The sequence below is a fragment of the Acinetobacter sp. IK31 genome (assembly GCF_035615195.1).
GTDB classification, from domain to species: domain Bacteria; phylum Pseudomonadota; class Gammaproteobacteria; order Pseudomonadales; family Moraxellaceae; genus Acinetobacter; species Acinetobacter calcoaceticus_C.
In genome coordinates, this window is the sequence record NZ_JANBOB010000022.1 from 1 (window position 1) to 13,955 (window position 13,955).

12 protein-coding genes and 1 pseudogene are annotated in these 13,955 nt (G+C 36.9%); 12 read left to right on the top strand and 1 reads right to left on the bottom strand.

Annotated elements, in window-relative coordinates; translation table 11 throughout:
• Positions 1-212 precede the first annotated feature (212 nt).
• From MSG66_RS12190 to hisC, 7 genes are all read left to right on the top strand, one after another.
• On the top strand, positions 213-1,661 hold the full coding sequence (locus tag MSG66_RS12190; protein WP_324654244.1) for an RNA polymerase factor sigma-54: 1,449 nt from the start codon (positions 213-215) through the stop codon (positions 1,659-1,661).
• A 167-nt stretch (positions 1,662-1,828) separates the two neighbouring features.
• The gene (gene hpf / locus MSG66_RS12195) at positions 1,829-2,167 is read left to right on the top strand and encodes a ribosome hibernation-promoting factor, HPF/YfiA family (RefSeq protein WP_133975289.1); all 339 of its coding nucleotides are present in this window, start codon (positions 1,829-1,831) and stop codon (positions 2,165-2,167) included.
• A 137-nt stretch (positions 2,168-2,304) separates the two neighbouring features.
• A complete protein-coding gene (ibaG, locus tag MSG66_RS12200) occupies positions 2,305-2,556 on the top strand; it encodes a BolA family iron metabolism protein IbaG (RefSeq protein ID WP_004794487.1) in 252 nt (83 codons plus the stop codon).
• Positions 2,557-2,562: 6 nt separating this feature from the next.
• Positions 2,563-3,819 carry a UDP-N-acetylglucosamine 1-carboxyvinyltransferase gene (gene murA / locus MSG66_RS12205; RefSeq protein ID WP_005043032.1) on the top strand — a complete coding sequence of 419 codons (1,257 nt, stop codon included), beginning with the start codon at positions 2,563-2,565 and terminating at the stop codon, positions 3,817-3,819.
• Complete coding sequence (gene hisG, locus MSG66_RS12210; protein WP_003655841.1) at positions 3,819-4,502, top strand: ATP phosphoribosyltransferase; 684 nt, start codon at positions 3,819-3,821, stop codon at positions 4,500-4,502. Before murA ends, hisG begins: the two co-directional genes overlap by 1 nt.
• Before the next feature lie 106 nt (positions 4,503-4,608).
• Complete coding sequence (hisD, locus tag MSG66_RS12215; protein ID WP_324654245.1) at positions 4,609-5,898, top strand: histidinol dehydrogenase; 1,290 nt, start codon at positions 4,609-4,611, stop codon at positions 5,896-5,898.
• Between the two features lie 68 nt (positions 5,899-5,966).
• Complete coding sequence (gene hisC, locus MSG66_RS12220; RefSeq protein ID WP_133975285.1) at positions 5,967-7,052, top strand: histidinol-phosphate transaminase; 1,086 nt, start codon at positions 5,967-5,969, stop codon at positions 7,050-7,052.
• 3 nt (positions 7,053-7,055) lie between these two features.
• On the opposite strand, the gene MSG66_RS12225 is transcribed toward hisC, so the two are convergent.
• Entirely contained in the window at positions 7,056-8,414 is a 1,359-nt protein-coding gene (locus tag MSG66_RS12225) for an anthranilate synthase component I family protein (protein ID WP_133975283.1), read from the bottom strand.
• Positions 8,415-8,768: 354 nt separating this feature from the next.
• On the opposite strand from MSG66_RS12225, the gene MSG66_RS12230 reads away from it, so the two are divergent.
• The 5 genes and pseudogenes from MSG66_RS12230 to MSG66_RS12250 all read left to right on the top strand — a co-directional run.
• Positions 8,769-9,620: a DUF6160 family protein gene (locus MSG66_RS12230; RefSeq protein WP_197730939.1), complete on the top strand. Its 852-nt coding sequence runs from the start codon at positions 8,769-8,771 to the stop codon at positions 9,618-9,620.
• 306 nt (positions 9,621-9,926) lie between these two features.
• A complete protein-coding gene (locus tag MSG66_RS12235) occupies positions 9,927-10,760 on the top strand; it encodes a C39 family peptidase (RefSeq protein ID WP_324654246.1) in 834 nt (277 codons plus the stop codon).
• A gap of 44 nt (positions 10,761-10,804) precedes the next feature.
• Positions 10,805-11,995: a transporter gene (locus MSG66_RS12240; protein ID WP_324654247.1), complete on the top strand. Its 1,191-nt coding sequence runs from the start codon at positions 10,805-10,807 to the stop codon at positions 11,993-11,995.
• Between the two features lie 12 nt (positions 11,996-12,007).
• Positions 12,008-13,672 (top strand): OmpP1/FadL family transporter, encoded by a 1,665-nt coding sequence (locus MSG66_RS12245; RefSeq protein WP_324654248.1) that lies wholly within the window; start codon positions 12,008-12,010, stop codon positions 13,670-13,672.
• A gap of 17 nt (positions 13,673-13,689) precedes the next feature.
• Positions 13,690-13,955: pseudogene (locus MSG66_RS12250) on the top strand (protein FilE); the annotation flags it as partial.

Genomic DNA, 13,955 nt, shown 5'->3' on the forward strand with positions numbered 1-13,955 from the left:
TAAATAAACACCAATAAAAAGAAATTTATAATTGTTTGAGGACATATTTTTTAAAATTAATTTAATAACACTATTCTGTGATAAGGCATTTTAATTTAAAAAGCTATTTTTTCTTCTGAAAATTTCAAACTGATCTATATGATAAATAGAAACTATATGTTATAAATGTTGAATAGGCATGATTTTTGCTTGTTTAATGGAATCTGAAATATATGAAATTATCTGTTGGGTTGAAAGTTGCGAATTCTCTATCGTTAACACCTCAATTGCAGCAGGCGATTCGTTTGTTACAACTCTCTAGTTTAGAGCTTGAACAGGAAATTCAGATCCAACTAGATAGTAATCCCTTACTTGAAAAAATAGAAGAAGAAACATTAATAGAAAGTCTGTCTACATTAGAAAGTAAAGAATCAGATGACTTAACAACTGAATTAAATGCAAATCATTTGCCTGATGATTTACCAGTCGATACTGAGTGGGATGATATTTATACTCATCAATCAACCGCTTTGGCAACTCCAGAGTTTGAAGAGCGAGAGGATAATCGCCAAGTTCAATTATCTTTAAAAGAACATATTTTAGAACAAGTTAATCTCTTACACTTTTCTAAAATAGATCAATTAATTGCTTACTGTATTGTTGATGCATTAGATGATAAAGGATTCTTGGATGCTGAATTAGAGGAAATCATTTTAGCATCACAGCAATTATTGGATGAAATGGATATTGGAGAAGAGATAGAAGAAGATGAAGTTTTGGTTGTTTTAAAGCATATTCAAAGACTTGATCCATTAGGAATCGGTTCACGTAATTTAGCAGAATGTTTAAAAATACAGCTCGAATTTTTATCGAAAGACGTTGAATATCTCAACGAGGCAAAAAGCCTATTGCAACATTATGAACTTTTAATAGCAAATGATCTAAATAAATTACTCAAGCAGACAGGTCTAACGAAAGATCAATTGAAGTTTGCAATCAATCTTTTAAAAACATTGAAACCGTATCCGGGGATGGAATTTGATAAACAAGAATCAAATTATCAAATTCCCGATGTGGTGGTTTCTAAAAAAGATTTGCATTGGCAGGTTCAACTAAACCCAGATATATTACCTAAACTAAGAATTAATACTTTTTACTCTAGTATGATTCGTAGAGCAGATCAAAGTGAAGACAATTTATATTTACGTAATCAGATGCTTGAAGCAAAAAACTTTATTAAAAGTATTGATGAAAGACATAAAACGCTATTAAAAGTGGCGTCCTGTATTGTTGAGCATCAAAAATCTTTTTTGGAAATAGGTGCTGAAGCAATGAAACCGCTGGTTCTTCGAGATGTTGCTGAAGAAGTGGAATTGCATGAGTCTACAGTTTCTCGCGTAACCACAAATAAGTATATGCTTACCCCACGTGGCCTTTTTGAGTTGAAATATTTTTTCTCTAGTCATGTAGGTACTACCTCTGGAGGAGAGGCTTCTTCCACTGCTATTCGTGCAATGATTAAAAAGCTGGTAGCAAGTGAAAATCCGCGTAAACCTTTGTCAGATAATGTAATTGCTACATTATTAAAAGATGAGGGAATTGAAGTAGCAAGAAGAACAGTCGCAAAATATCGAGAATCGTTACATATTCCTTCATCGTCTGAAAGAAAAGTCTTGATCTGAATTTTGAAGTATGGCTATTCTAGAGATTCATTATTACGAAATAATGAAATTTTAATTTCACCAAGAGGAGTCGCTAAAATGGTTTAATTGTTCTAAGTTTCTTTTTGATAGCATTAAATCGTTTTGGTTCTTCTTTAAATAACCTAAAAAAGGTGAGGGATAGAATTATGCAAATAACGATTCGTGGACATCATTTAGCAATTACACCAGCTATAGAAGAAAATATTAAATCAAAATTTAATCAATTAACGAAACACCTAGATCAGGTGAACAGTATGCAGATTAAATTAACGAAAGATCATCAAATTGATAAGCGCTCTCATAAGGGCAGTTCAAATCATGTTGCAGAGGCTATCGTAAGATTGCCTGGGGTTGAGTTGTTTGCTCAGGCAACCGCTGATGATATGTATACTTCAATTAAAAAATTGACTGAAAAATTAAAAAAACAATTATTAAGATATCGTAAAATGCAATGTACTTATTCGCAAGTTACTGTTTCTGTTTAATAAGTTTTGTGAAACTAAGAGAGGCTTGAAAGATAGCCTCTTTTTTATTGATAAAATAGAAACACGTACTGAATTCTTGGAAAAAGTTATAGTAAAATACTCCGTTTTACCCCTTAGGTGTGTCAGAGGTCTTTGCAATGAATAGTGAACAGCTCACTCAAATTTTAAAAGAAGCTTTCCCAGTAGCGGAAGTAGCGGTGAGCGGACAGGCTGGAAAATTTGACCTCCGTATTGTGGATGATCAATTTGAAGGTAAGCGTACAGTGGCTCGTCAACAATTAGTTTATGCACCATTAAATACTTATATTGCAAGTGGGGAAGTTCACGCAGTAACAATTCGTGCAATGACCAAAGATGAATGGCGTAAAGCAAGCCTTTTCGGAGCTTAAATTTTAATGGATAAATTTTTAATTACGGGTGGTGTTAAGCTCGAAGGTGAAGTGCGCATTTCTGGTGCTAAAAATGCGGCTTTACCCTTACTTGCTGCAACTATTCTTGCAGACTCTCCAATTACAATAACCAATGTCCCAAATCTTAAAGATGTTAATACGTTGGTAAAGCTAATTGGTGGATTAGGGGTAACGATTGGCTATGAAAATGACACAGTAAAAGCAGATACCTCTACTTTAGATAATCAGTTTGCACCTTATGAATTGGTAAAAACGATGCGTGCCTCAATTTTGGTCTTAGGACCATTATTAGCACGTTATGGTAATGCTAAAGTTTCTTTACCAGGTGGTTGTGCGATTGGTTCAAGACCTGTGGACCAGCATTTAAAAGCTTTAGAAGCTTTAGGTGCACATATTGAAGTTGAAAATGGTTATGTCCATGCTTCAGTTGATGGTCGCTTAAAAGGTGGTGAAGTTGTTTTTGATATGGTTACTGTTGGCGGTACTGAAAATATCTTAATGGCAGCAGCATTAGCAGACGGTGTTACGACTATTCGTAATGCAGCTCGTGAACCTGAAATCACTGACCTTGCTCAAATGTTAATTAAAATGGGTGCTAAGATTGAAGGCCTTGATACAGATACTCTTATTGTAACTGGCGTAGAAAGTTTGCATGGCTGTGAATATGCTGTTGTTGCTGATCGCATTGAAACAGGTTCTTATTTAGCAGCTGCTGCAATTACGGGTGGCCGTATAAAAACAACTCATACTGATCCAGCATTACTTGAGTCTGTTCTGGATAAGTTTGAAGAAATGGGTGCTGAAGTCACTCGTGGTGATGACTGGATTGAACTTGATATGTTGGGCAAACGCCCTAAAGCTGTAAGTTTTAGAACTTTGCCACATCCAGAATTTCCAACTGATATGCAAGCACAACTGATGGCAGTAAATGTTATTGGCCGTGGATTCGCGACAATCTCTGAAACGATCTTTGAAAATCGTTTTATGCATGTTCCTGAATTGTCACGCATGGGTGCTAATATTCAGGTAGAAGGTCACGATGCTGTCGTAACCGGAGTTGAAACTTTACAGGCAGCGCCTGTTATGGCAACAGATTTACGTGCTTCATTCTCTTTAGTTCTGGCTGCTTTAGTTGCAGAGGGTGATACCTTAATTGATCGTATCTACCATATTGACCGTGGTTATGAACATGTCGAAGAGAAACTTCAAGGTTTAGGTGCCAAAATTAAGCGAGTAAGTTAATGAATGATGTAAGAAACGATGATCCTAATTTTGATGTGATGGGTAATTTTGATCATGGTTTGACCTTGGCATTAAGTAAAGGGCGTATTTTAAAAGAGACGTTACCTTTATTGGCTACAGCGGGTATTAATTTGCTCGAAGATCCGGAAAAGTCTCGTAAACTCATTTTTCCTACTACGCATAAGCAAGTACGTATTTTGATTTTACGTGCATCTGATGTACCAACCTATGTAGAAAATGGTGCGGCAGATATAGGTGTAGCAGGTAAAGATGTATTGATGGAGCATGGAGCTCAGCATGTATATGAGTTGCTTGACTTGCAAATTGCTAAATGTAAGTTAATGACAGCTGGTAAAGTAGGCATGGAGCATCCAAAGGGTCGTTTAAAAATTGCCACGAAATATGTCAATCTTACACGTCAGTATTATGCAAGCTTAGGTGAACAAGTCGATGTTATTAAGCTCTATGGTTCTATGGAGCTAGCACCTTTAGTTGGGTTGGGTGATTACATTGTAGATGTGGTCGATACTGGCAATACTTTAAGAGCGAATGGTCTTGAGCCATTAGAGGAGATTTGCAAAGTATCTTCTCGATTAATTGTAAATAAAGCCAGTTTTAAACGTAAACAAACTTTGTTAAATCCAATCATTTCGCAGCTTGAACAAGCTGTTCAATCGCGTTAAAAGCAATTTCCCATCATGCTTTTGCAATAGTTAAGCTAGATGATGCCCACAAGCGCTTAGAAAAAGAGTAAACTTACTTTTTCTTTTTCGCCTTGTGGGTAAATTGATGCGACGTTTATCGACTCAAGATCAGAACTTCAAACAGGTTTTTGCTGAGCTTTTAGCATTCGAAACTGTGAATGATCTTAATTTAGTGCAAACAGTAGATCAAATTATTGCTGATGTTCGTCAGCATGGTGATGATCATGTTTTAAAGCTTACTCAACAGTTCGATCGACATCCTGCACATCAATTTTCAGATTTAGAATTATCTCAAGAACAACTTAAAACTGCTTTTGACAGTTTAAGCCCAGAAATTCGTGATGCTCTAGAGTTAGCCGCAAAGCGTATTCGTACATTTCATGAAGCTCAGAAACAAGATAGCTGGACTTATATAGATGACTTGGGCAATACATTAGGGCAAAAAGTTACACCTCTAGACCGTGTCGGTATTTATGTGCCTGGTGGTTTGGCTTCTTATCCATCGTCAGTTCTAATGAATGCTGTCCCTGCTCATGTTGCGGGTGTACCCGAAATTATTATGGTTGTGCCTACACCAAATGGTGAATTAAACCCATTAGTTCTTGCGGCAGCTTACCTTGCTGGAGTCAGCCGAGTTTTTACCATTGGTGGTGCGCAGGCTGTAGCAGCTTTAGCTTATGGTACACAGACAATTCCGGCTGTAGATAAAATTACTGGGCCAGGGAATCGTTTTGTAGCAGCTGCTAAACGTGCTGTATTTGGTCAAGTCGGCATCGATATGATTGCTGGACCTTCTGAAATTTTAGTATATGCAGAAGGTGAGAATAATGCAGATTGGTTAGCGATGGATGTTTTATCCCAAGCTGAACATGACACAGTTGCTCAAGCTATTTTCATAACTCCAGATGAAGCTTTGCTCAATGCAGTAGAGTTGGCAATTGAAAAGCATTTAAATGAATTGCCAAAGGCAGATATTGCGCGAACTTCAATTGAAAACCGTGGTGCATTGGTATTAGTCAAAGACCGTGCAGAAGCAATTGAGCTGATTAATCAGGTTGCACCAGAGCATTTGGAACTATGCCTAGATGATGCCGAAGCGATGAGCGAAGATATTCGTCATGCTGGAGCAATTTTCATGGGGCGTTATACACCTGAAGCAATCGGTGACTATTGTGCGGGCCCAAATCATGTATTGCCGACATCTGGAACTGCTCGTTTTTCTTCTCCATTAGGCGTTTATGACTTTCAAAAACGCTCGAGCCTAATTATGTGTTCGAAAGATGGGGTTAAAACCTTAGCTAAAACAGCCGACATATTGGCAGTTCAAGAGAACTTAGATGCCCATGCACGCTCAGCTCGCTATCGTTATCAATAAGCTTTAAACCTTGTAGTTTTTTAATTATTACTCAGGGCTGATTTTCAGCCCTTTTTTGAGATAAGACCATGACTTTATCTACAGCACAAATGCGCTTTTGGAGTCCAGAAGTTCGTGAATTAGAGCCTTATGTTCCTGGTGAACAGCCTAAAATTCAGAATTTATTGAAACTTAATACGAATGAAAACCCATATCCGCCATCACCAAAAGTAGTTGAAGCAGTTCAAGCTGTTTTAACCCATCAAGCTGATGCATTGCGTTTATATCCAGACCCAGATGCAACAGCTTTAAAACAAGCGATTGCTAAGCAACAGAATATTGAGATTTCTCAGGTTTTTGTTGGTAACGGCTCAGACGAAGTACTTGCTCATATTTTTAAAGCTTTTTTTCTTCAAGACGAACCGATTCTTTATCCAGACATTACTTATAGTTTTTATCCAGTTTATAGTCAGTTCTTTGGAACAAAAACTAAAGAAATTCCACTTAATGAGAATTTCGAGATAGAAGCTAAGGACTATATACAACCAAATGGTGGGATTGTTATTACAAACCCTAATGCACCAACCAGTATTGCAATGAATTTGCCAGATATAGAGCAAATTTTAAAAGCAAATCCAGATCGGGTGGTGGTAATAGATGAGGCTTATGTTGATTTTGGTGCCGAGTCTGCGGTGAGTTTAGTAAATCGTTATGAGAATCTGGTTGTGTGTCAAACAACCTCAAAATCTCGTTCATTAGCTGGTTTGCGCGTTGGTTTTGCAATCGCTCAGCCACATTTAATTGCGGCGCTTGAAGCTGTAAAAAATAGTTTTAATTCATATCCTATTGACCGTTTTGCAATTGCGGCTGCGGTAGCTTCTTTTGAAGATCAGACTTATTTTGAAGAACAACTACAGAAAGTTATTTCTAGTCGTGAAAAGTTAGTAGATGAATTAACTGCCTTGGGTTTTAAAGTTTTGCCATCTAAAGCGAACTTTATTTTTGCTTCACACTCAGTCCATGATGCAGGCAAACTCGCCCAGAAATTACGTGAACAAGGTATTATTGTGCGTTATTTCAATAAGTCTCGTATTAATCAGTTTTTGCGTATTACAGTGGGTACTGATGAGCAGAATATGCGTTTAGTGCAAACGTTAAAACAAGATATTCTTTAAGTTTTATTCTGCTGTGCTGTTCATCAAGTTCAGCATGGCAGAGATTTTATCAAGGCTTTCTTGATATTCTGCTTCTGCATTTGAGGCAATCGTAATACCACCGCCGGCCCACAAAGAAAGCTGATTCTGATATTGTTGAAAGCTACGGATAAGAATATTCCAGCGACCCGTTCCATCAAAATTGAAGTAACCTAATGTCCCGCAATATGCACCTCTTGCTTCTTCTTCTAATTCTTCAATAATTTGCATTGCCCGAATTTTTGGGGCTCCTGTAATTGATCCCCCTGGTAAAGCAGAGAGCAACATTTGCATAGGGTTAATATCATCTTTAAGAGTCGCAACGATCTCACTTACCATGTGATGTACTTGATTAAAACTTTCAATCTCGAATAATTGCGTTGTTTTTACCGACCCGGTATTGGCATAAATGCTCAAATCATTACGTAATAAATCAACAATCATGACATTCTCTGCCTGATCTTTTTTCGAGTTTTTTAAAGTTTGTTTAGAAATAAAATCTTTTTCACTATCCTCATATCGAGGCATGGTTCCCTTAATAGGTCTGGTCTTAATTTGTTTATTTTGATTGAATTCAATGAAAAGCTCAGGAGAACAACTTAATAATTCAAATTGATCTAATTTTAAATAACCTGCATATGGTGCATTAGTAAGATTCCATAAATCTTCTGCTTTATTTAATAAGGATCCTTTAAAATCGGCTTTAAATTCTTGGGTTAAATTAATTTGATAACAATCTCCAGCTTTAATGTATTCTTGTATTTTATTAAAAGCTTCAAAATATTTTTCTTTGGACCATCTTGGCTGAATAGAAGTTTTTAATTCAAATATATTTCTAGATTTATTAGAATTAAAATTCTCTAATTTCATTTCAATGTATTTGAATAGATCTAGTGCATCTACTTCATCACTAAAAAAATACCAATCATTATCTATATATTTTAAAAAAGAACGATATTGGCCTAAGAATAAAGATGGCTGTATATGAGTTTGAGTATTAATAAATTGATGTGCAGCAAAATCGTAACTAATAAAACCGATATAGCCACCGTTAAAAATTGTTATCGAGTCGCTATCTTTATTTTCTTTAAAATTATTTTCTTTAAGTTGAATAAAATCTAATAACTGATTCGATTTTGATATATTTTTATATTCATTAAAGTTTTGACGCTGAAAAAATAAATCATTTTTATTTTGAATAAGAATGTATTGTTGAGGAAGAAAGCCAATAATAGGATTGTTATTGTCATTTAAATAAATGAGCCCAGTTAATCCTTGTAAATTTTTTAAAATCTCGGCAGCATTTTTACTATGTAATGAGATTTTTTTCTTTAACTGAGACATTTTTAAATAAGAAAATAGTTAATGAGGGAAATATTAGTTTACTACAACTTATGGATCATCAGGGAGGAGACTTATAAGTGAGGTACTTTTCGCTGAAAAAATAGTCGAATTTTAGTGTGGAATTGGGTTGTATTTGGAGGCTAAAAGTGAAATAAATTGAGTGTACCGTTTGTCGGGTAGTTGGCAAAAAATGCACAACACTAGTTGAACAAAAAGTAACGTAGATGTAATTTAGTAATTGCTAAGCAAAACTACTCAAGGATTGGAAGTTTCGGTTGCCATATAAAGAAAAATGCAACTTGAGACAATAGAGTGGTTAAAGTCAAAAAATAAATGCTCTTGGGAGAGTGCTCAATGAAAATATTCACTAAACTTGCTTTAGTTTCTTCTTTAGCTATCAGTGCAAATGCAATGGCAATGCAGTCCATGGACGATGCTGCACTAAGCGCTGCTACAGGTCAAGATGGTATTAACATCGGTATCGCTTTAGGCGCTGGTGGTATTACTATCGATAAAGTATTTATTCATGACAACGATGGTTTAGATCCTGCTACCGGTATTACAGGGGCTGCAGCAACAGCTGGTGCGATTGTAGTAAGCGGTGTATCTGTTACACAGGTTGATCAAACTGCTAATTTGTTAGACCTTAAAATTGATAGCGTTGGTGCTTCAGGTACAAATGGCGCATTTTTAAATGTTGCTGCAAATGTTGGTGCAGTTGATGTAAGTGTTGGTTCTATTGGTGTGGGTACTTCTGGTACTTTAAATACAACTACTGCGGTACGTGGTATTACTGAAACTACTCCAACTGAAATCATCTCTGGTTTAGACCTGTCTTTAGGCGCGATTTCGGCAAATGTTCAGTTAGGTTCGACTCCACAAGGCGCAATGATCAAAGTAAATTCAAGCTTACAAGGTGGTTTAACATTATCTAACTTCGGTATTAAAGATGCTGCAGGTGGTGGTGAGATCTTCTTAGATAAAGTTATGGTTCGTGGTGCAGGTAACACAACTGGTAACTTAGATGTTGATGCTAATATTTCAGTTGTACCAACTGGCTTGAAAATCCAAAATAATAGTGCACAAGGCATGAATGTTTATGTACAAGGTGTACATTTAGGTGCTGCTGCTAATGCTTCAATTGGTGATGTTGAAATTCAAGGTTTGAATGTAGGTACTTCTACAATTACAATCTCAGGTCACTAATTTAAAAGTTTAAAATAAAAAAGCGCGTTTAATACGCGCTTTTTTTTATTGAATGAAAATTATTTTATATATTTGTTTAATATAAAATTATTATATAAATAATAGATGTATTAAAACTACTGATATTTAAAAATGAGAGTTAATTAACACTTTAATTAAAGTAGAACTATACATTCATCAAAAAGATTAAAAAAAAGCTGTTTTTTACAAAAAAAAAAGGTATCTTCAACACACAGGGATGTAGAGCTATTGCTCTAAGAATAAAATGAATAAGGCCGGTTAGGCCACCATTTAGAACAAGTGCTTATGTTAGAGATTGCTTTGGGCTCAGCATTGATATATTACTTTGCGACAGAAGCCTTCGAAATAGAAAAAAAGCCACCAGGAACTGTTTATTACACAGAGACTGCCGATTCACGTAATTTATCTTTTCGCCGTAATCATATTGAACCAGTTAGGATTAAACCTGCTGTAGAAGACCAGTTTCGCGGTATCGTTCGACAGGCATATGACTATAGCTGTGGTTCAGCAGCGCTTACTACACTTCTAAATGGTTATGTGGGCACCAGCTTGACTGAGCAGCAGACCATGAGTGGCTTGCTACAGTATGGTGAATATCAGCGGATTATTGAACGCCGAAGCTTCTCACTACTTGATATGAAGCGCTTTGTAACTGCTATTGGTTTGGATAGTGGGGGATATCGTGGCGAGTTTTCAGATTTGGTCAATCTTGGACAGCCCGCGATTGTTCCAATTTCTTATGCTGGTTTTAAGCATTTTGTCGTATATAAAGCTTATAAAGATGGACGAGTCTATGTTGCTGACCCTGCATTAGGGAATATCAGCTTTGATGAAAATCGCTTTAAAGAGGTTTGGGATAATAATACATTATTTGTTGTTTCTGTCCCTCAATCTCAACGTAAAGACTTATTGGCCCTAAAAGATTCAGATATGCGCCATGTGGAAGATGCAACTGTTAACCGTTATGCCTTTGTGGATGTGCAATATCCAACATTTAATTATGACCGTTTAGCAAATAAAGCTTCAACCATGCGACGGGTGCTAGATAAAGACCCAAATTCTGCAACTTATAATCAGCCGATAGAAACCTATATGCGTCTTTACTACAAGCGTAAATAATCAATATGAACTAAGTAAAATAAATACATTGGGTGGGAAGAAATATGAATAATCGATGGATGAATATGAGTGTGTTGGCATTAAGTATGAGCGCCATTACAAGCACACTCTATGCAAATGATCAAGTTACACAAACAGAAGCACAAAATACTGCAGTTGTTTCTGAAGCAATTACAGCAGCAGAAGTAACACCAGCGACAGGTTCAGCTCAAGAAGTGAGTCTGGCTCCGACTACCGAAGTGGCAACTCCTGAATCTGCTACTGCCCCTGCAAATACTGGAGTTGATCAAGCCGCTACTGCCTTACAGAAAAAAGAAGGCGATGCGACACAAGAAACGAACTTACAAGAAGTATTTACATCGAGTGAGCGCCAATATTCATTGATTAAAAAGGGCGGAATTTCGGGATATTACGATCTCGATTATACCTATTATCGTGATACTCGAATTGATTTGGCTTTAGCAGATAACTCATCTCAATTAAATCGTTTACGTATTGAAGAAGATGCGAATCATACTTTAACTAACAGCTTTACTGTTCAATACGGTCTATTAGATAACTTAACTTTGTCAGCAACTGTTCCTTTTGTTGCAAAGTCTGAAATTGTTCGAGACACGACAGCGGCCGGTTTGGGTGATATTTCTTTAGGTGCACGTTGGGAACCATTCCCTTTAAAGCAAGGCCGTTTACCATTGGTTCTTTTTGGTAGTTTATCAACAAAAACTGGTGATAGTCCTTATGAAATCGGTTTAGATGAACTTTCAACTGGTAAGGGTTATTACTCTGCGGGGATCGGGGCAAGTACCCGTAAATATATCGATCCAGTGGTTCTATTTGCTTCTGCATCTGCGAATTATGGATTTAAAGAAACAGGTTTAAATCAAGCGCGTGGTAGTGGAGCTAACGGTCCTCGTTATCTAGAGAGTTTTGACCCTGGTATTAGTGGTGGTTTTTCATTCGGCTTTGCTTATTCATTTAACTATGATGTGTCTTTAACCATGTCATATCAACAAAGCTTTAACATGGATGCTGAGTTCCAATTTGATAATGGTGAATCATATCAATCGCCAGACCAAAGTAGTGCAATGTTGTCTTTTGCTTTAGGTGTACGTGTTTCACCTGAAACCATTGTTAATGGTACGGTTGGTATTGGTTTAACAGAAGACGCACCAGATGTTTCACTTGGGCTATCTTTCCCGTTAGATTTTATAGGTTTTGGCAAAAAAACCAAATAAGGAGATATGCAGGTGAAATATCCTAAATTATGTCCTTTAACGGCGGCAATTGTTATCTCCGGTTTTTCTAGCTTTGCCAATGCTCAATTAGGACAAAACTTAGCTGTTGATATTCGTTCACTATCGATGGGGAATGCTGTAACTGCAGATCCGCCTGGTATTAGTGCAGTTCATTTTAACCCCGCAGCTTTAGCTAAGATTGATGGGTTGCAAACTGATGTGCAAGGAATTTTAGCTAATTTCGATATTCAGCGTGAGTATTCAGCACCTCCTGGCTATAACGTGTTTGGTTATTCAGATGACCCTCTTGTTTGTAATGATGGCCCTGAAGTTACTGCCAATATTTGTACCGATTTTAAGGGTCCTGTACGAGGGGATGTTGAATATGCCAGCTTATATATACCGATTCTTAAAAAAATGGTTGATCTGGGGGCTGGTTATCCACTCGTTGCACCTACCGCAGGGATTGCCTACAAACCTCCAGGTTCAAAGTTGACCTATGCTACTGCAATGTATGCACCTTTAATTGCTGGTTTTGGTGCTGAAAATGGTAATGCTGGCAACTATATGGGACAGCAGGTAGCTGTAGAACGTATTACTTATTTATCTCCATCCTTTGGCTATCAGGTAAATGACCATTTATCTGTAGGTGCATCTATTGGCATGTCATATAACGCTCTTGCTATGAAAACAGATTTGCGATTTCCCAACGAGATGATTGGGGTATTGCGTATGGTCGATGATGTAGTTTGTGGGCCGTTTAAAGACAATAATGATATGATTACCAATCTATTGTTATTTGGTCTATGTAATACTCAAGAAGGTATGAATCCCTTTAATAAAATGGGATCACTTCAAGTTTCAATGGAGCAATCTTTAAGTCCTAGTTATAACTTAGGATTGCTTTGGGAGCCGACGGATGATTTTGGCCTTGGAATGGTCTATCAAAGTTCTGCCAAAATGCGTATGAAAGGGAAATATCTGATTAATAATGCCAGAGCTCCTCAAGAGTTGATTAAGGGGTTAAACTCATCAGCTACAGGTCAGGTTTTAGCAGCTATTCTTGGGTTACCAGGGAATGTACCAAATACTGAGTCTGGGTTGGTCGCAATGGATCTTGAATATCCAGCACATTTTCAGGCAGGTATTAAATATAAAATATTACCCGATTTACAAGTTAACTTTGATGTAGGTTGGACTGACTATGCAGCATGGGATAAGTTTAAATTTGAATTTGATAGACAGATTACTTTATTAAAAGTTGCCAAACTTTTATCGAACGATGTGACTGATAGCTCTTTAGCATTGCCATTAAAGTTTACTTCACCTTGGAGTTGGGGCATTGGTTTAGAGTATTCAGCAACGGATCGTTTAAAATTGCGCGCTGGTTATGAGCCTCGTGCTAGCGCTATTCCCAACGATAAACGTAATACAATGATTCCAATTAATAATGCGCAATTATTTGGCTTAGGTGTTGGATACCGATTTGATGCAGATACAGATCTGGATCTTTCGATTGGTTTTTTACGGAGTCGAGATAATATTCCCGCCTGTACGAGTAGCCTATCGAACAAGTGTGGTGTGGATAATATCCTGTTAAATCCTTATGCAGGCTTAGATGTTAAAACCAATACCAAAGTTACAGTACTCGGTTTAAATTATAGAACAAAATGGTAAAATTACATTGCGAACGGATGTCTCGATCTAGACTTGCTATTGCGACTTTTTTTGTTGCAATAGCAGTTAACTCTGCTGTTTATGCAGATGGTTTTTATACGATTATTGGCCCAGATGGTCGCCCAATGATTGTGCCGAGCAAAAGGATAGAACAGGCGGTGGTCTCACCGTCTAAAGTATTAGCTCGTCCAGATGTAAAGGTAAATCATTCAGAAGAAAGGGTTTTACCTGAAACAACTCAAAAATTAACACCATTGCCTAAAACAGTATCAAAATTGTCTAA